Raw genomic sequence first — 16604 nt, 5'->3', positions numbered from 1 at the left:
CCTCTAACTGGTAGTAGAAGCGCCGCGCCACGGTGGACAACCGCCACGCGGCACGAAGCGCAGCGGCAACAGCCCGGCTTTCCAACACGGAGGGCCGCGCCATGATCGTTGCTCTGCTCAACCAGAAAGGCGGCGTGGGCAAGACCACGCTCGCCACGCACATCGCTGGAGAGTTGGCGATGCGCGGCCAGCACGTCGTGCTGCTGGATGCCGACCCGCAAGGCTCATCGCTGGACTGGACGCAGCGCAGAAGCCAGCAAGGCTTGCCAAGGCTGTTCAGCGCCGTGGGCCTCGCACGCGAAACGCTGCATCAGGAGGCGCCAGAACTCGCCTGGCGGGCCGATCACGTCGTCATCGACGGGCCGCCCAGGATCGCCGCCTTGGCGCGCTCCGCGCTGCTGGCGGCCGAGCGCGTGCTGATTCCGGTGCAGCCCAGCCCCTACGACCTGTGGGCCAGCGCGGAGATGGTGGCGCTGATCCGCGAAGCGCAGGTGTTTCGGCCTGCGCTGCGCGCGGCCTTCGTCATCAATCGGCGCGTCAGTACCACCGTGATCGGACGCGAAGCGCGCCAGGCACTCGCCGACCAGCCGCTTCCTGCGCTGCGCGCGGAAGTGCATCAACGCATCGTGTTCGCCGACAGCGTGGCCGCTGGACGGCTTGCACGCGAGACGGCGCCGGACAGCGCCGCCGCGCGCGAAATCACCGCGCTGGTGGACGAACTGTTGCGGTGGACGCCATGACCGCAAAGCCGCCACCGAACGGCAAACGCTCGGTCAAGCGCGTCGGCATCGGCGCGCGTCCGCCCGCGAATCCGCACGCCGAGGCGTGGATTCGCCAGGGCGACGCCGATGCGCTGGGCAAGGGCGACCTCTACACCGCCCGCCTGACCCTCGACATCACGCCCGCGATGCGGGCGCGCATCAAGGTGTCGGCCTTCACGCAAGGCGTGACGGTGGCCGATCTGCTGCGCGGCCTGCTTGAGCGCGAGTTTCCAGAACACCGCAGGGAAAACACCCCATGACCACATCCGCTTCGCCTGTCGCTGGCGCGGCCACGGCTGCGCTCGCAGCATCTTTCGGCCAGCCTGCCAGCGCACCGCTGACGCGCGTGGCGCTGGCCTACATCGAACCGCGCTTCAAGCTCTACCTGCGCTTCGGCGAACCTGCGCGCACGCTCCAGCTCGACCGCTGGCGGCGCTGCGCGGTGTTCCTGCCGGGTGCCATGTTCTGCCGCATCCGCTGGCATGCCAACGACTACGGCACGATCCGCTGGCAGCTCATGGTGATGCAGGCTTGCACGCCGTTCGATGCGGCGCAGCGCATCCCCGGCGTGCAGCCTGGCGCGCGCCTGCTGCTGCACGCCGAAGGGGAGAACCAGGTGCGCGCCGTGCTGGAGCGCATCGACTCCATCGAGGCGCTGGGCATCGCGCCTATCGGTGCGTCGCCCGCGTACTGGCGCACGCTCGCCAACCGGCTCGCCGCGCGCCTGCCGTTGCCCGAATACACCGCCGAGCGGCACGCCGCCTGGCTGACCGGGAGGGCGCTGCCATGACCGCCGTTTCCCCTGCCTGCACCGAGCCGCGTCCTCGCGCGCCCCGCGCACGTTTGCGCGCTCGCCTCGTGCTGGCGAGCCTGTCCGCCTGGGGCCTCGCTGCGCTGGCCTGGGCGTCCTTCGTGCATCCGCTGCCGCGCCTGATCTACAACCCGTCCGACAGCGTGGCGGTCGGCTGGTATCGCGTCGATCCGCTGGGCCGTAAGCCCGGCTCGCTGCCACGCCCCTTGTCCGTGGGCAGCATCGTCCTGACCACGCTGCCGCCAGACGCTGCCGCGCTGGCCGCGCAGCGCGGCTACCTGCCGGCGCGCGTCCCGCTGCTCAAGCGCGTGGGCGCCATCGCGCCGCAGGAGGTGTGCATCACTGGCCGCATCGTCCGCATCGACGGCGTGCCTTCGGCCGCCGCGCTGCCCGCCGACCGCTGGGGCCGGCCGCTGCCATCCTGGCAGCAGTGCCGTCGCCTTGAAGCTGGCGAACTGTTCCTGCTCAGTGTGACCAACCCGGCGTCGTTCGACAGCCGGTATTTCGGGCCGGTCAGCGCATCCGCCGTGATCGGCGTCGCGCATCCGGTCTGGCTGGAGTCTCGCCCATGATGGCCGCCGACTCGCTGCACGTTGCCGTGCATTTCATCGTGCCATCGGGCGTGTCGTTCTGCTGTCCGTCGCCATGCTGTCGCGCGTGCAGTGCGAGCGCATCCGCGCCGCACTTCGCGCTGCCTTCGGCGCAGCCGTCCCACGTGCAGGCGTCTTGCCTCGAACGCGCCCGGCCTGCGGCCCTCACCGCGCTGGTTCGCGCGTTCGCCGGCGCGCTGGCTGCTCGCGCAGCAGCGCCGCCGGGCCGCCGCGGCCCGGAGCGCCAGCGAGGGGCAAAGGCGGAAGGCAAGACAAAAGGACGCGGCACCGGGCCGCGTCGAAAGCCTGTCTGCACGTGGGGGTGGCGCGGCACGGAGCGGCTTTGCCGCCGTGCCGCTTGGGGCGCGAAGCCCGCGCCGATGCAGTCATGTCCACGTGCTTCGCACGCCCGGACACGCCAGAGCTTGCAGGGAGCCCAGCCATGACCAACCGCCGCGATGACGATTTCCGCATCCGCCCCAGCGCCCCGAAGAACCGGGGCCAGGGCTTCGTTTCCAAGGTACTCAAGCAGGCGGGCAAGGCCAGCAGCGGCAAGTCCACGGTGCGCCGTCCGGGATCGGCGCGGAGCACTGGCCAGCGCCCCGGCTCGCGCCTGGGGCGCGGCCACACGGCGGCGCGCTTCGCGGGCGCGAAGCTGACGCCCATGTCGCGGCGCGTGACCATCAAGACGCTGCTGGTGAATCACCAGCGGGCCAGCCCGCAGTCGCTCGCCAAGCACCTGCGCTACATCGAGCGAGATGGCGTGGGCCGCGACGGCGAGCCGGGCCAAGCCTACGGGCCGCAGACCGACACCGCCGACCTCGACGCCTTCAAGGAACGCTGCGCCGACGACCGGCACCATTTCCGCTTCATCCTTTCGCCCGAGGATGGCGCGGAGCTGGAAGACCTGCGCAACTATACCCGGCATCTGGTGAACCGCATGGAAGCCGACCTGGGCACGCGGCTGGATTGGGTGGCGGTGGATCACTGGAACACCGACAACCCGCATACCCACCTGATCGTGCGCGGGCGCGACGACACAGGCAAAGACCTCATCATCGCGGGCGACTACATCGCCGATGGCTTCCGCCACCGCGCCGCCGAGCTGGCGACCGAATGGCTTGGGCCGCGCACCGAGCTGGAGATCCAGCAGACCTTGCAGCGCGAGGTGGAGCAAGAGCGGTGGACGAGCCTGGATCGCACCTTGAAGCGCGAGGCCGGCGACGATGGCCTGGTGCATGTCGAACGGCTCAACGAACCCCGCTTGCAGCGCCAGCGCCTGCTGCTGATCGGCCGCCTGCAACGCTTGCAGCGCCTGGGCCTGGTCGACGAGACGCAGCCCGGCACCTGGGCTATCCACGCCGATGCCGACAAGACCCTGCGCGCCCTGGGCGAGCGCGGCGACGTCATCCGCACCATGCAGCGGGCCATGCGCGGCGAGCCGCGTGAACTGGCGGTGTTCGAGCCGGGCGACGATGGCCGAACCATCCTGGGGCGCGTGGCCGCGAAGGGGCTGGCCGACGAGCTGCGCGACCGGAGCTATCTGGTCATCGACGGGGTGGACGGCAAGGCCCACTACGTCGCGCTCAACGCCCGCGACGAGCTAGCGAACTATCCGACCTGCGCCGTGGTGGAGGTGAAGGGATCGGCCGACGTGCGTGCGGCCGACAGGAACATCGCCGCGCTGGCGAGCGATGGCCTGTACCGCACCGACCATCACTTGGCCGTGGCACAGGGTCAGGCCGTGCCCGGACGCGATCCGCAGGAGGTCGTGGCGGCCCATGTCCGCCGGCTGGAAGCCCTGCGCCGGGCGGGCATCGTGGAGCGCGTGGCCGAGGGACTATGGAAGGTGCCGGGCGACCTGGCCGAGCGTGGCCGCCAGTGCGACGCGCAGCGGCTGGGCGGCGTGGCCGTGGAGCTGAAATCGCACCTTCCAATTGAGCGGCAGGCCCGCGTGATCGGGGCCACCTGGCTTGACCAGCAACTGATCGGCGGCGGCCGCGGGCTGGGCGACATGGGCTTTGGCGGCGACGCCAAGCAGGCCATGCAGCAGCGCGCCGACTTCCTCGAAGGACAGGGGCTGGCGCAGCGGCGCGGGCAGCGCGTGATCCTCGCCCGCAACCTGCTGGGTACGCTGCGAAGCCGGGAACTGGTGCAGGCCGCGAAGGACATTACCGCCGAAACCGGCCTGGAGCATCGGCCCGTGTCCGACGGCCAGCGCGTGACTGGCATCTACCGGCGCTCCGTCATGCTCGCCAGCGGACGCTACGCCATGGTCGATGATGGCATGGGTTTCAGCCTGGTGCCCTGGAAGCCGGTGATCGAACAGCGGCTGGGGCAGCAAGTCGCGGCCACAGTGCGCGGTGGCGGGGTGTCTTGGGATATTGGGCGTACACGCGGGCCAGCTATCAGTTGAGGCGGTGACCTCCAGCGTCGCGAGTTGCTGAACCAGCTTTGGGTCCACCACCGAGGCGGTGAAGTCGAAGCCCATTAGGTCCCGGTGCATGGGGAAACGGGTCGAGGTCAGACCTTCCTCAGCAATCCATTTGCTCGAATCACATTCGCGGAGCGGCGAATATGCTGCGAGAGGGCCGAAACCGCCCGATCTACATCACGGGCCATCGCCGCGTCGAAGATTGTCTTGTGCTCCTCGTGCACTTCGGCAGGAAGTGGGCCTTGCGTGCCGGACAACCTGCGGTAGCGCTCAGAGTTTCGAAGCAGGATTTCTCTGAAGTTCGCGAGCCATTTGGACGGAGAGGCGGCCATGAGTGCGTTGTGGAACTCCAAGTTCCTCGCTTCCCACGCGTCGAAGGCCTCTGCCGGATTGGCCTCGACTCGTTCCTGCGCCCTCGTCAGTCGACGGAAACTGGTGACGAGTTGGTCTTCCCAGCCGTCCCCACCGAGGTTGATGCTTTCGACGAGGGCGGCGCTTTCCAACATGATGCGCGCACTCGTCAGGTCATCAAGATCGCAAAGCGACATTGGGGCCACCCTGAACCCCTTCTGTCCTTCAGCGACGACCAGACGGTCTCCAATCAGGCGCGTCAATGCTTCCCGCAGAGTGCTGCCGCTGACGCCCAGCGATGACTTGAGCGTCTCGAGGTGGAGCCTAGAGCTCTGTGGGTAGCTTCCCCTCAAGATTGCGTCACGGAGGGTTGCATAGGTGGATTCGATGGCGGTTACGGCTTTCTTCTCTTTCGGCCCGACATTGAATTCTGCCAGTGCCCCTTCGGGCAGTCTTGCTGACTCAATCAATCGAGGCAGAACTGCTTGATCTTGCTTTGTCATGGTCTTCGGTTTCATTGTTTGGTTGTAGACAGCATTGTGCGATCAAGGACTGACGTGACAGCCCGGTCCGCGTGACGCCGCTGGCCGCAGGCCCGCTCCACGTGCTCACCATAGTGTTGCATGCTCGTGCTGCAGGGCCAACGTAGCCCGCACCGGTGCGGAGCCGCGGCAACCGTCACACATCGTTGCACATCTAAGGATGGTGTTCAAAACACGTTTGGCCCCAGCCGATAGCGGGCGGGTTGCCACGACATGAAACAGCGCGGCCTGGAATCGGCGAATTCGACCCAGTTTCTGCGTTTTCACAGGCCATTTTCCGTTCGGCGGCGGCCCTTCGGCTGCTTGCGGACGCACTCACGCCTGCAGCCCTTGCAACAGTCGGCGTCGCACCATCCAAAGATTGCTCAGTGCAAACAGCGTGTGCAACTGTGCCGTGTTTTTGGCCAGTCCCCGATAGCGCACTTTCATGTGGCCGAACTGCCGTTTGATGACCCGAAACGGGTGTTCCACCTTGGCCCGGATTCGGGCCTTGACGTGTTCAAGCTGGTCGAGCACGGCGCCCATGGGACTGTTCTTGTCCATCGCGCGGCGCTTGCCCGGACGCATGGCCACATGCCAGTTGGCATCGATGCCTTGGACTTCTTCGCGCTTGGTCACGCCCTGGTAGCCGGCGTCAGCGAACACATCCGTTTCTTCGCCATGGACCAACGCACTGGCCTGTGTCACGTCGTTGACGTTGGCTGCTGTACCGACCACGGTGTGCACCAGTCCCGAGTCAGCGTCCACGCCGATGTGCGCTTTCATGCCGAAATGCCACTGGTTGCCCTTCTTGGTCTGGTGCATCTCGGGATCACGCTTGCCATCCTGGTTCTTGGTCGAACTGGGCGCAGCAATCAAGGTGGCGTCCACCACCGTGCCTTGTCTGAGCATCAAGCCTTTGTCGGCCAGGGTGGCGTTGACCACGGCCAGCATCTGCGGGGCCAACTGGTGTTCTTCGAGCAGGTGGCGAAAGCGCAGGATGCTGACCCGGTCAGGGATGCGCTCGGCGCTGGAGAGTCCCGCGAACTCGCGGTACAGCGTGGTCTCGAACAAGGCTTCTTCCATGGCCAGGTCACTCAGGCCGAACCACTGTTGCAAGAAATGAATGCGCAACATCGTCACCAGCTCAAACGGCGGGCGTCCGGTCTTGGCGCGAGGTACATGCGGCGCAATCAACGACAGCAACTCCGTCCACGGCACCACCAGGTTCATCTCGTCGAGGAACACGGTTTTGCGAGTACGCCGCGTGCTCAGGTTCAGGCCGAGGTCTTGTTGGGTCATGACGCCATTGTTCGTGTCGTAACTCGCTCACGCCATCCGGGCTTGACCGGAGTTTTGAACACCATCCCTAACGCGGTCGTCGTTGAGAGGTGCATCAATGTGTCAGCCCGGCGCAAGTGCGCGGAGTGAAGTGAGTGAAACATAGGGTTTTCACGAGTGTTTAAAAATTATGGCATGCATATAATCTATTTTATATAAAAATAACGTTATTTAAAATCAATGGCAACAATATGTTCAAAAAAAGATTGTTCGCGCAGGGGCAATCATGCGCCTTCGGTGCTCATCCATGCAATCACTTGGCGGTGTTCGGCAACAGTCCCTTTTCCCTGATGCGGTCGTGCGCAACGACCGCATCAGTATCTGGGGACACAAGTTTTTGGGTGCCTGCATGAGCGATCAGCCAAGCAGGGGCCAGGCTGACCTTCGCTTGCACACGCATATGCATGCGATCACAACCGACGGGCAGTGCGCACGGAAATCGCAGAAACCATGAACCAAGGAGAAATCTCGAATGAGCAAACCAGATACGGTTTCGACCAGCGCGGCAAGTAAAGCTGCCGACTTGTTGTATGAGGCCGCCCACACCAGGGTGGCCGTGGCGCCGGTACGTAACCTGATCGGCGAGAAGGATCTTGATGTGGCCTACGCGGTGCAGGAGATAAATACCGTGCGGGCGCTGACGGCGGGACGACGCCTGTCGGGCCGCAAGATCGGGCTGACCTCCGTGACCGTCCAAAAGCAGCTCGGGGTTGGGCAGCCGGACTACGGCATGCTGTTCGCTGACATGGCACGTACCGAGGGTGAAGAGGTCTCCCTCAAGGATGTGCTTCAGCCCAAGGTCGAGGCCGAGATAGCCTTTGTATTCGGCCGTGACCTTGAAGGCGATCAATTGACGGTGGCAGATCTCTTTCGCGCCATCGAGTTCGCGGTTCCCGCGATCGAGATCGTGGGATCGCGGATAGCCAACTGGGATATCCATATCACCGACACCATTGCCGATAACGCCTCGTCGGGCCTGTACGTGCTGGGCTCCACGCCGAAACGGCTGTGCGATTTCGATGCGCGTCAGGCGGGCATGGTGATGGAGCGGCAAGGTGTGCCGGTGTCTTCCGGCGTGGGTTCGGCCTGCCTGGGTTCGCCGCTCAACGCAACGCTCTGGCTGGCGAAGGTCATGGCTCGGGCCGGTCGTCCGCTGCGTGCTGGCGACACTGTGCTCTCCGGTGCGCTGGGGCCAATGGTGCCCGTGGCTGGAGGCGACGTATTCGATGTGCGCATCGCCGGACTTGGTTCGGTAACCGCAGTCTTCGCGAAGGAATGACAATGACCCGCAAACTCAAGGCTGCCATCATCGGTAGCGGCAACATCGGTACCGACCTGATGATCAAGATCATCAGGCACGGCCGATTCATCGAAATGGGCGCCATGGTCGGAATCGACCCAGCCTCCGACGGCCTAGCGCGCGCGCAGCGCTTGGGCGTCGCCACCACCCACGAGGGTGCTGAAGGCCTGACGCGACTGCCGGTATTCGCCGACATTGACATCGTGTTCGACGCCACCAGTGCGGGCGCGCACGTAAAGAATGATGCCCTGCTGCGCCATCACAAACCCGCGATGCGCGTGATCGACCTCACGCCCGCGGCCATCGGCCCCTACTGTATCCCGGTGGTCAACGGCGAAGACCACCTGGACGCGCTGAACGTGAACATGGTCACCTGCGGTGGCCAGGCCACCATTCCCATGGTGGCGGCCGTCTCGCGCGTGGCCAAGGTGCAGTACGGCGAAATCGTCGCCAGCATCTCCAGCAAGAGCGCCGGCCCGGGCACGCGCGCCAACATCGACGAGTTCACCGAAACCACCTCCAAGGCCATCGAAGTGGTGGGCGGCGCCGCCAAGGGCAAGGCCATCATCGTCCTGAACCCGGCCGAGCCGCCGCTGATCATGCGTGACACGGTCTACACCCTGAGCGATTTCGCCGACACCGCCAAGATCGAGGACTCGGTGCAGCGCATGGCCGCCGCAGTGCAGGCTTATGTGCCCGGCTACCGCCTGAAGCAGCGTGTGCAGTTTGACCGCATCGAGGCCGACCGGCCGATCCGCATCCCTGGCGTGGGCGATCGGCTCACCGGGCTGAAGACCTCGGTCTTCCTGGAGGTCGAGGGTGCCGCCCACTACCTGCCAGCCTACGCCGGCAACTTGGACATCATGACCAGCGCCGCGCTGCGCACCGCCGAGAAGATGGCCGAGCGCCTGCTCGCTACCCTGACCGCCTGAGGATGCCCCCATGACGACAAAGAAAATCTACATTTCTGATGTGACGCTGCGCGACGGCAGCCACGCCATCCGCCACCAGTACAGCGTGGAACAGGTCAGGACCATCGCGAAAGAGTTGGACGAAGCCAAGGTCGATTCCATTGAGGTCGCCCATGGCGACGGCCTGCAGGGCTCCAGCTTCAACTACGGCTTCGGCGCCCACACCGACTTGGAGTGGATCGAGGCGGTGGCCAGCGTGGTCAAGCACGCGAAGATCGCCACCCTGCTGCTGCCGGGCATAGGCACCATCCACGACCTGAAGGCGGCCTACGACGCCGGCGCGCGCATCGTGCGCGTGGCCACGCACTGCACCGAGGCGGACATCTCCAAACAGCACATCGAATACGCCCGCCACCTGGGCATGGAGGCGGTCGGCTTTCTGATGATGAGCCACATGAGCACGCCGCAAGGCCTGGCCCAGCAGGCCAAGCTGATGGAAAGCTACGGAGCCACCTGCTGCTACGTGGTAGATTCCGGCGGCGCCTTGAGCATGGATGACGTGCGGATGCGGTTTCGAGCCTTCAAGGACGTGCTCAAGCCCGAAACCGAAACCGGCATCCACGCCCACCACAACCTCAGCCTTGGCGTGGCCAACAGCATCGTGGCAATCGAGGAAGGCTGTGACCGCGTCGACGCCAGCTTGGCTGGCATGGGCGCTGGTGCAGGCAACGCGCCGCTGGAGGTGTTCATCGCCGCAGCCGAGCGCATGGGCTGGCACCACGGCACCGAGTTGTACAAGCTGATGGATGCGGCCGATGACATCGTGCGGCCGTTGCAGGATCGCCCCGTGCGCGTGGACCGCGAGACGCTGGCGCTGGGCTACGCCGGCGTGTACAGCAGCTTCCTGCGCCATTCGGAGGCGGCGGCACAGAAGTACGGACTGAAGACCATGGACATCTTGGTCGAACTGGGGAGACGCCGCATGGTCGGCGGCCAGGAAGACATGATCGTCGATGTCGCTCTTGACCTGCTCAAGTCGCTGGAACATGAGCGCATCCATGCCCAGCCGGTTTCCAGCGAAGCGGGATGACATCCTCAAGGAGCACGCATGAAGCAAGGACGCATCTTTCTGTGGGCGCTGGGTCTTTTTTACCTGGCGAACCTGCTGGGCACGCTGCCGTTTGCCTCGGCCTCGCTGTTCAGCCAGATGTACCCAGGCTTCGTGCCTGACGCGGCCACGCCCGGCTTTCGGTTGCTCAGCGACGCCTGGGCCGTTGTGGGCCTGCAGCTGGGCGCCATCGGCATCGTGGCCTTGTGGGGTGCGCGCGATCCGCTGCGCTACCTGGCGGTGTTCGACATCGTCATTGCCACCGAGGTGGTTGATGGCTTGTGGGACTTTTACAGCATCACCTGGAGCCACCTGGCCACGGCATTCGGGTTGACGACTTTGGTGATCCACCCTGTGTGGATCGTTTGGGCGCTGTACGCCAGGCGTGCAGTGTTGAAGTCGGCTCGGTGAGTACGCGCACTCGCCGGGCCTTTTAATGTTGGCAGTTTGGGTACTAGGAGACATGCATCATGGGTATATATTCGGAACGCGAAGTGCAAGCCGTGCCAATGACGTTCAAGCGTCGCTGGACGGATGAAGCCATCCGCGCACTGGTCGATCAAGACAAGGGTTTGATCGACCCGCGCATCTACGCAGACCAGGATCTCTACGAGATCGAACTCGAGCGCATCTTTGCACGCTCCTGGCTGCTGCTGGGGCATGAAGCCCACATCCCCAAGACCGGGGACTACCTGACCACCTACATGGGCGAAGACCCTGTGATCATGGTGCGCCAGAAAGACGGCAGCATCAAAGTCTTCCTGAACCAGTGCCGCCACCGTGGCATGCGCATTTGCCGATCCGATGCGGGCAATGCCAAGGCCTTCACCTGCACTTACCACGGCTGGGCGTATGACATTGCCGGTAACCTGGTCAATGTGCCCTACGAAAAAGAGGCTTTCTGTGACAAAAAAGAAGGCGATTGCGGCTTCGACAAGGCCGACTGGGGACCGCTGCAGGCGCGCGTGGAAACCTACAAGGGTCTGATCTTCGCGAACTGGGACGCCGAGGCCCCTGATCTCAAGACTTACCTGAGCGACGCCATGCCCTACATGGACGTGATGCTCGACCGCACCGAAGCCGGCACCACCGTCGTCGGCGGCATGCAAAAGTGGGTCATCCCCTGCAACTGGAAGTTCGCCGCCGAGCAGTTCTGCAGCGACATGTACCACGCAGGCACGATGGCGCACCTGTCGGGCGTTTTGTCCAGCCTGCCGCCCGAGATGGACCTGACGCAAGTGCAAATGTCCAAAAATGGCTCGCAGTTCCGGGCGGCCTGGGGTGGCCATGGCAGTGGCTGGTTCATCAACGACGCAGCTATCCTGATGGCCGTGATGGGCCCCAAGATCACGCAATACTGGACGCAGGGGCCCGCTGCCGAGAAGGCCGCCAAGCGCCTGAACCAGATGCCGACGCAAACCATGTTCGGCCAGCACATGACGGTGTTTCCGACCTGCTCCTTCCTGCCGGGCATCAACACCATTCGCAGCTGGCACCCGCGTGGCCCCAATGAGGTGGAAGTGTGGGCCTTCGTGGTCGTCGATGCCGATGCGCCCGAGGACATCAAGGAAGAGTTCCGCCGCCAGAACATCCGCACCTTCAACGCCGGCGGCACTTTCGAGCAGGACGACGGCGAGAACTGGGTCGAAATCCAGCGCGGGCTGCGCGGCCACAAGGCCAAGAGCGCGCCCCTGTGCGCACAAATGGGCCTGAACGTACCCAACAAGAGCAACCCGGATTTCCCCGGCAAGACCGCCTATGTCTATGCCGAAGAAGCCGCGCGGGGCATGTACCACCACTGGGCGCGCATGATGTCGGAGCCGAACTGGGAGACGCTCAAGCCCTGAGTTCTCATGGCTTCGAGACCAACTCTCAGCCTTTTCACGCTGTTTGGCCAAAAACAAGCAGCATCGTTTTGACTCCCCGCAGGCGCCCCTGCGCTCCAGGCATTCATCATCCAGATTGCATGGATGCCTTGAGCAGCGCCTGCACCCCAATCCATTCAAGGAGATATGGCATGACCGCTGTCGCCATGGCCCAGAAAACGGCCGAATTGATCCAGGAATTTGCCTGGCCCGCCCAGCCCGTGAGCCCGCAACTGCAACACGAAGTCGAGCAGTTTTATTACCGCGAAGCCCAGTTGCTGGACCACCACAACTACAACGCCTGGTTCGACCTACTCGAACAGGACATCCACTACTGGATGCCCATCCGCACCACGCGCATCAAGCGTGAAAACGACAAGGAATACATCCCAGCGGGCGCCAACGCCCACTTCGACGAAAACCATGAAACCATGCGTGGCCGCATCCGCCAGCGCACTTCCGAACTGAACTGGGCCGAAGACCCGCTGTCGCGCACGCGGCATATCGTCTCGAACGTGATCGTGCGCGAGACCGACACACCCGCCACACTCGAAGTGGCCTCGGCCTTTTTGGTCTATCGCAACCGCCTCGAGCGGCAAGTGGACATTTTTGCCGGCGAACGCCGTGACGTGCTGCGCCGCGCCAACAATGGCCTGGGCTTCAAAATTGCACGCCGCACCATCCTGATCGACCAGAGCACGATTCTGGCCAACAACCTCAGCGTGTTTTTCTAAGCGGAGGAACCAGCACGATGACGTTTACCAAAGCCTGCAGCGTGGACGAGGTTCCACCCGGAGAAGCCTTGCAAGTCAGCCATGACGCGCAAAAGGTGGCGATTTTCAATGTCGATGGGGAATTTTTTGCCACACAGGACCAGTGCACCCACGGAGAGTGGTCGCTGTCCGAAGGTGGCTACCTCGACGGCGATGTCGTGGAATGCTCCCTGCACATGGGAAAGTTTTGTGTGCGCACAGGCAAGGTCAAGTCGCCCCCGCCCTGCGAGCCTTTGAAGGTTTACCCGATTCGCATCGAGGGGCGGGACGTGCTGGTCGATTTTTCTGCAGCCGCGCTGCATGCCTGAAACCCAAGCGAGAACAACATGCAACTCAACAATGAAGTAGCCCTGGTCACCGGCGGTGGCTCGGGCCTGGGCCGGGCCATCGTGGACCGGTTCGTGGCCGAAGGCGCGCGCGTGGCCGTGCTCGACAAATCGGCCGCCAGGCTCCAGGAACTCCAGGCCGCGCACGGCGCCAAAGTGCTGGGCATCGAAGGTGACGTGCGCGTGCTGGCCGACCACCAGAAGGCCGCGCGCGAATGCGTGGCCGCCTTTGGCAAGATCGACTGCCTGATCCCCAACGCGGGCATCTGGGATTATTCGATGCCGCTCGTGGACATCCCTGACGACAGGATCGACGCCGCCTTCGACGAGGTCTTCCACATCAACGTCAAGGGCTATCTGCTTGCCGTCAAGGCCTGCCTGCCCGCGCTGGTGCAAAGCCGCGGCAGCGTGGTCTTCACGATCTCGAACGCGGGCTTCTACCCGAACGGCGGCGGCCCGCTCTATACAGGGGCCAAACATGCCGTGGTGGGCATGGTGCGCGAACTCGCCTACGAACTTGCGCCACACGTGCGCGTCAATGGCGTGGCGCCCGGCGGCATGAGCACTGACCTGCGCGGCCCGGCCTCGCTGGGCATGGCCAACCAGGCCATTTCGAGCGTGCCGCTGGGTGAAATGCTGACCTCTGTGCTTCCCGTGGGGCGCATGCCTGTGGCAGCGGAATACACCGGAGCCTACGTGTTCTTTGCCACGCGCGGCGACACCTTCCCCACGACAGGCGCGTTGCTCAACCACGATGGTGGCATGGGCGTGCGCGGCTTTTTCGAGGCTGCCGGGGGCAAAGACCTGCCGCAGAAACTGCGGCTTTCATAACCAAGGAGAAGACAATGAGTATCGAACGTTTGGGCTACCTCGGCTTCGCCGTCAAGGATGTACCCGCCTGGGACCACTTTCTGACCAAGAGCGTGGGTTTGATGGCTGCGGGTTCGGCTGGCGACGCTGCGCTGTACCGGGCCGATCAGCGTGCCTGGCGCATCGCCGTGCAGCCGGGCGAACTCGACGACCTGGCCTACGCAGGCTTGGAAGTGGATGACGCCGCCGCGCTCGAGCGCATGGCCGACAAGCTGCGCCAGGCAGGGGTGGCCTTCACCCGCGGTGACGAAGCGCTCATGCAGCAGCGCAAGGTCATGGGCCTGCTGTGTCTGCAAGATCCGTTCGGCCTGCCGCTCGAGATTTACTACGGCCCGGCAGAAATCTTTCATGAGCCCTTCCTGCCTAGCGCCCCCGTGTCGGGCTTCGTCACGGGCGACCAGGGCATCGGGCACTTCGTGCGCTGCGTGCCCGACACGGCGAAGGCGATGGCTTTCTACACCGAGGTGCTTGGCTTTGTGCTGTCGGACATCATTGACATCCAGATGGGGCCGGAAACGAGCGTGCCCGCGCACTTTCTGCACTGCAATGGCCGTCACCACACGATCGCCCTGGCTGCTTTCCCGATCCCGAAGCGCATCCACCACTTCATGCTGCAAGCCAACACCATCGACGATGTGGGCTACGCCTTCGATCGGCTGGACGCCGCCGGGCGCATCACCTCCCTGCTCGGGCGCCACACCAACGACCAGACGCTCTCCTTCTATGCCGACACGCCGTCGCCCATGATCGAGGTCGAGTTCGGCTGGGGGCCGCGCACAGTGGATTCCTCCTGGACGGTGGCGCGACACAGCCGCACGGCCATGTGGGGTCACAAGTCGGTACGCGGCCAGCGCTGAGCCGCGTCATTTATTTAACTTTTTCAGGACATTACCATGTCAGAACTCAACGAAAGCTCGACGAGCAAATTTGTCACCATCAACGAGAAGGGCCTCTCCAACTTCCGCATTCACCTCAACGATGCAGGCCAGGGCGAAGCGGTCATCATGCTGCACGGCGGAGGCCCGGGCGCGGGGGGCTGGAGCAACTATTACCGCAACATCGGCCCCTTCGTCGAGGCTGGCTACCGCGTGCTCCTCCCGGACGCACCGGGCTTCAACAAGTCCGACACCGTCGTGATGGACGAACAGCGCGGCCTGGTCAATGCGCGCTCGGTCAAGGGCATGATGGACGTGCTCGGCATCGAAAAAGCGCACCTCGTGGGCAACTCGATGGGCGGTGCAGGCGCGCTGAACTTTGCTCTGGAATACCCTGAGCGCACCGGCAAACTCATCCTCATGGGGCCGGGCGGATTGGGCAACAGCTTGTTCACCGCCATGCCCATGGAAGGCATCAAGCTGCTGTTCAAGCTTTACGCCGAGCCCTCGCTCGAAACGCTCAAGCAGATGCTCAACGTATTCCTGTTCGACCAGAGCGTGATCACCGACGAGCTGCTGCAAGGACGCTGGGCCAACATCCAGCGCAACCCCGAGCACCTGAAGAACTTCATCCTGAGCGCACAAAAAGTGCCGCTCTCGGCTTGGGACGTGTCGGCGCGTCTGGGCGAGATCAAGGCCAAGACCCTGGTCACCTGGGGGCGCGACGACCGCTTCGTGCCGCTGGACCATGGCCTCAAGCTGATCGCGAACATGCAGGATGCGCAGCTGCACGTCTTCCCGCGCTGCGGCCATTGGGCGCAGTGGGAGCACGCGGACGCCTTCAACCGGCTGACGCTGGACTTCCTGGCCAACGGCTGAGCGCCGTTTCCACTTTTCCCGCAGAGCAAACCAGTAGGCCACCTCCCCACAGGGGGAGGCGCGGCCCTGCTTTTCCATAAAACCGGCCTCTTGGTCCATTTCTTTAAAAAAACGCGAGGAGACTCCCATGAAACCCGTTTCCCGCACCCTGCTACCGCTGGCCTGCGTTGCGTTGTTTGGCAGTGCCCATGCCCAAACCACACCTAACGTCCAAACTTCGCCCTGGTCGCTGGCTGTGGGCGCCGTGCATTTAGGCTTCAACACCAAGGCCGACCTGTATGCCGGTGGGCCCGTCCCTGGTGCTGGTGTAGACGCCAGCAGCGACACCATAGCGGGCCTGGAAATCGCCTATTCCTTTAACCCTAACTGGACGGCTCGGCTGGACCTCGGCACACCCGTCAAGACAAATCTTTCCGGCACGGGCAACCTCGGGGCTCTAGGGCGTCTCGGTGGCGTGAAGGGCGGGCCGGCAATTCTGACACTCACCTATTCGCCTGGCATGTGGGGGCCAATCCGCCCATTCTTTGGCGGCGGCATGACCTACCTCAAGGTATTCAGCACCAGCAACGGTGCTCTGCAGAACCTCAAGGTGGACGACAACTTTGGCGGCGCCTTCATCGTCGGCGCCGACTGGCCTTTGGCTGACGGCTACAGCCTCACCTTCACGCTGCAGAAACTTTACCTCAAGACCACTGCCAGCGGCACCATGGGCGGCCAACCGGTCACGGCCAACGTGCGACTGGACCCGCTGGTAAGCTTCCTCGCCGTGCGCAAGCAATTCTGATTCTGGTCCGGAGAGCGATTTTTGTTGCGCCGCAACGCTTGCAGCTCGATGCTCCGCTGCAAGCGTTCGGCGCAAAGCGACAAACATGCAAAGTGATGCGTTAG

At 64.0% G+C, this 16604-nt stretch carries 18 protein-coding genes; 16 read left to right on the top strand and 2 right to left on the bottom strand.

Annotated elements, in window-relative coordinates; all coding sequences use genetic code 11:
• Positions 1–101 precede the first annotated feature (101 nt).
• The 5 genes from parA to KF708C_RS30835 all read left to right on the top strand — a co-directional run bounded on the left by parA (position 102) and on the right by KF708C_RS30835 (position 4578).
• Positions 102–740 carry a ParA family partition ATPase gene (gene parA, locus KF708C_RS30855; RefSeq protein ID WP_015014851.1) on the top strand — a complete coding sequence of 213 codons (639 nt, stop codon included), beginning with the start codon at positions 102–104 and terminating at the stop codon, positions 738–740.
• Positions 737–1021: a hypothetical protein gene (locus KF708C_RS30850; RefSeq protein WP_015014852.1), complete on the top strand. Its 285-nt coding sequence runs from the start codon at positions 737–739 to the stop codon at positions 1019–1021. The genes parA and KF708C_RS30850 overlap by 4 nt, the downstream gene beginning before the upstream one ends.
• The gene (locus tag KF708C_RS30845) at positions 1018–1551 is read left to right on the top strand and encodes a DUF2840 domain-containing protein (RefSeq protein WP_015014853.1); all 534 of its coding nucleotides are present in this window, start codon (positions 1018–1020) and stop codon (positions 1549–1551) included. Before KF708C_RS30850 ends, KF708C_RS30845 begins: the two co-directional genes overlap by 4 nt.
• Positions 1548–2144, top strand: a complete 597-nt coding sequence (locus KF708C_RS30840; protein ID WP_043565518.1) for a S26 family signal peptidase — start codon at positions 1548–1550, stop codon at positions 2142–2144. Before KF708C_RS30845 ends, KF708C_RS30840 begins: the two co-directional genes overlap by 4 nt.
• A 460-nt stretch (positions 2145–2604) precedes the next feature.
• Positions 2605–4578 (top strand): relaxase/mobilization nuclease and DUF3363 domain-containing protein, encoded by a 1974-nt coding sequence (locus KF708C_RS30835; RefSeq protein WP_015014855.1) that lies wholly within the window; start codon positions 2605–2607, stop codon positions 4576–4578.
• A gap of 107 nt (positions 4579–4685) precedes the next feature.
• Here the strand turns inward: KF708C_RS30835 and KF708C_RS30830 are convergent, their stop codons facing one another.
• Positions 4686–5450, bottom strand: coding sequence for a GntR family transcriptional regulator (locus KF708C_RS30830; protein WP_015014856.1), 765 nt, complete (start codon positions 5448–5450; stop codon positions 4686–4688).
• Between the two features lie 354 nt (positions 5451–5804).
• Positions 5805–6770, bottom strand: a complete 966-nt coding sequence (locus KF708C_RS30825) for an IS5-like element ISPsp3 family transposase (RefSeq protein ID WP_015014857.1) — start codon at positions 6768–6770, stop codon at positions 5805–5807.
• A 511-nt stretch (positions 6771–7281) separates the two neighbouring features.
• On the opposite strand from KF708C_RS30825, the gene todJ reads away from it, so the two are divergent.
• The 11 genes from todJ (at position 7282) to KF708C_RS35175 (ending at position 16500) form a co-directional block, all read left to right on the top strand.
• Positions 7282–8088, top strand: a complete 807-nt coding sequence (todJ, locus tag KF708C_RS30820) for a toluene degradation hydratase TodJ (protein WP_015014858.1) — start codon at positions 7282–7284, stop codon at positions 8086–8088.
• 2 nt (positions 8089–8090) lie between these two features.
• On the top strand, positions 8091–9041 hold the full coding sequence (locus KF708C_RS30815; protein ID WP_015014859.1) for an acetaldehyde dehydrogenase (acetylating): 951 nt from the start codon (positions 8091–8093) through the stop codon (positions 9039–9041).
• A 10-nt stretch (positions 9042–9051) separates the two neighbouring features.
• Positions 9052–10110, top strand: coding sequence for a 4-hydroxy-2-oxovalerate aldolase (dmpG, locus tag KF708C_RS30810; RefSeq protein ID WP_015014860.1), 1059 nt, complete (start codon positions 9052–9054; stop codon positions 10108–10110).
• Between the two features lie 18 nt (positions 10111–10128).
• Entirely contained in the window at positions 10129–10539 is a 411-nt protein-coding gene (locus tag KF708C_RS30805) for a BphX family protein (protein WP_015014861.1), read from the top strand.
• Positions 10540–10598: 59 nt separating this feature from the next.
• A complete protein-coding gene (locus KF708C_RS30800) occupies positions 10599–11975 on the top strand; it encodes an SRPBCC family protein (RefSeq protein WP_015014862.1) in 1377 nt (458 codons plus the stop codon).
• Between the two features lie 170 nt (positions 11976–12145).
• Entirely contained in the window at positions 12146–12727 is a 582-nt protein-coding gene (locus KF708C_RS30795) for an aromatic-ring-hydroxylating dioxygenase subunit beta (protein ID WP_015014863.1), read from the top strand.
• A gap of 17 nt (positions 12728–12744) precedes the next feature.
• Complete coding sequence (locus tag KF708C_RS30790) at positions 12745–13074, top strand: non-heme iron oxygenase ferredoxin subunit (RefSeq protein WP_015014864.1); 330 nt, start codon at positions 12745–12747, stop codon at positions 13072–13074.
• An 18-nt stretch (positions 13075–13092) separates the two neighbouring features.
• Complete coding sequence (bphB, locus tag KF708C_RS30785; protein ID WP_015014865.1) at positions 13093–13923, top strand: cis-2,3-dihydrobiphenyl-2,3-diol dehydrogenase; 831 nt, start codon at positions 13093–13095, stop codon at positions 13921–13923.
• Positions 13924–13937: 14 nt separating this feature from the next.
• Positions 13938–14819, top strand: coding sequence for a biphenyl-2,3-diol 1,2-dioxygenase (gene bphC / locus KF708C_RS30780; protein ID WP_015014866.1), 882 nt, complete (start codon positions 13938–13940; stop codon positions 14817–14819).
• A gap of 36 nt (positions 14820–14855) precedes the next feature.
• Entirely contained in the window at positions 14856–15716 is an 861-nt protein-coding gene (gene bphD, locus KF708C_RS30775; protein ID WP_015014867.1) for a 2-hydroxy-6-oxo-6-phenylhexa-2,4-dienoate hydrolase, read from the top strand.
• A gap of 127 nt (positions 15717–15843) precedes the next feature.
• Positions 15844–16500: an OmpW/AlkL family protein gene (locus KF708C_RS35175; protein WP_082080143.1), complete on the top strand. Its 657-nt coding sequence runs from the start codon at positions 15844–15846 to the stop codon at positions 16498–16500.
• The last annotated feature ends 104 nt before the right edge of the window (positions 16501–16604 follow it).

The sequence above is a fragment of the Cupriavidus basilensis genome (assembly GCF_000876015.1).
GTDB classification, from domain to species: domain Bacteria; phylum Pseudomonadota; class Gammaproteobacteria; order Burkholderiales; family Burkholderiaceae; genus Cupriavidus; species Cupriavidus basilensis_B.
The sequence above is the reverse complement of the archived record's forward strand: the minus strand, read 5'-3'. Positions and strand labels throughout refer to the sequence as shown.

Bases quoted from the DNA above. Each gene is read 5' to 3' on its own strand.
- KF708C_RS30790 (WP_015014864.1), top strand. From the start codon at position 12,745: ATGACGTTTACCAAAGCCTGCAGCGTGGACGAGGTTCCACCCGGAGAA.
- bphD (WP_015014867.1), top strand. From the start codon at position 14,856: ATGTCAGAACTCAACGAAAGCTCGACGAGCAAATTTGTCACCATCAAC.
- dmpG (WP_015014860.1), top strand. From the start codon at position 9,052: ATGACGACAAAGAAAATCTACATTTCTGATGTGACGCTGCGCGACGGC.
- KF708C_RS30830 (WP_015014856.1), bottom strand. From the start codon at position 5,450: ATGACAAAGCAAGATCAAGCAGTTCTGCCTCGATTGATTGAGTCAGCA.
- todJ (WP_015014858.1), top strand. From the start codon at position 7,282: ATGAGCAAACCAGATACGGTTTCGACCAGCGCGGCAAGTAAAGCTGCC.
- KF708C_RS30795 (WP_015014863.1), top strand. From the start codon at position 12,146: ATGACCGCTGTCGCCATGGCCCAGAAAACGGCCGAATTGATCCAGGAA.
- KF708C_RS30800 (WP_015014862.1), top strand. From the start codon at position 10,599: ATGGGTATATATTCGGAACGCGAAGTGCAAGCCGTGCCAATGACGTTC.
- KF708C_RS30850 (WP_015014852.1), top strand. From the start codon at position 737: ATGACCGCAAAGCCGCCACCGAACGGCAAACGCTCGGTCAAGCGCGTC.
- KF708C_RS30805 (WP_015014861.1), top strand. From the start codon at position 10,129: ATGAAGCAAGGACGCATCTTTCTGTGGGCGCTGGGTCTTTTTTACCTG.
- KF708C_RS30845 (WP_015014853.1), top strand. From the start codon at position 1,018: ATGACCACATCCGCTTCGCCTGTCGCTGGCGCGGCCACGGCTGCGCTC.
- parA (WP_015014851.1), top strand. From the start codon at position 102: ATGATCGTTGCTCTGCTCAACCAGAAAGGCGGCGTGGGCAAGACCACG.
- bphC (WP_015014866.1), top strand. From the start codon at position 13,938: ATGAGTATCGAACGTTTGGGCTACCTCGGCTTCGCCGTCAAGGATGTA.
- KF708C_RS30815 (WP_015014859.1), top strand. From the start codon at position 8,091: ATGACCCGCAAACTCAAGGCTGCCATCATCGGTAGCGGCAACATCGGT.
- KF708C_RS35175 (WP_082080143.1), top strand. From the start codon at position 15,844: ATGAAACCCGTTTCCCGCACCCTGCTACCGCTGGCCTGCGTTGCGTTG.
- KF708C_RS30835 (WP_015014855.1), top strand. From the start codon at position 2,605: ATGACCAACCGCCGCGATGACGATTTCCGCATCCGCCCCAGCGCCCCG.
- bphB (WP_015014865.1), top strand. From the start codon at position 13,093: ATGCAACTCAACAATGAAGTAGCCCTGGTCACCGGCGGTGGCTCGGGC.
- KF708C_RS30840 (WP_043565518.1), top strand. From the start codon at position 1,548: ATGACCGCCGTTTCCCCTGCCTGCACCGAGCCGCGTCCTCGCGCGCCC.
- KF708C_RS30825 (WP_015014857.1), bottom strand. From the start codon at position 6,770: ATGACCCAACAAGACCTCGGCCTGAACCTGAGCACGCGGCGTACTCGC.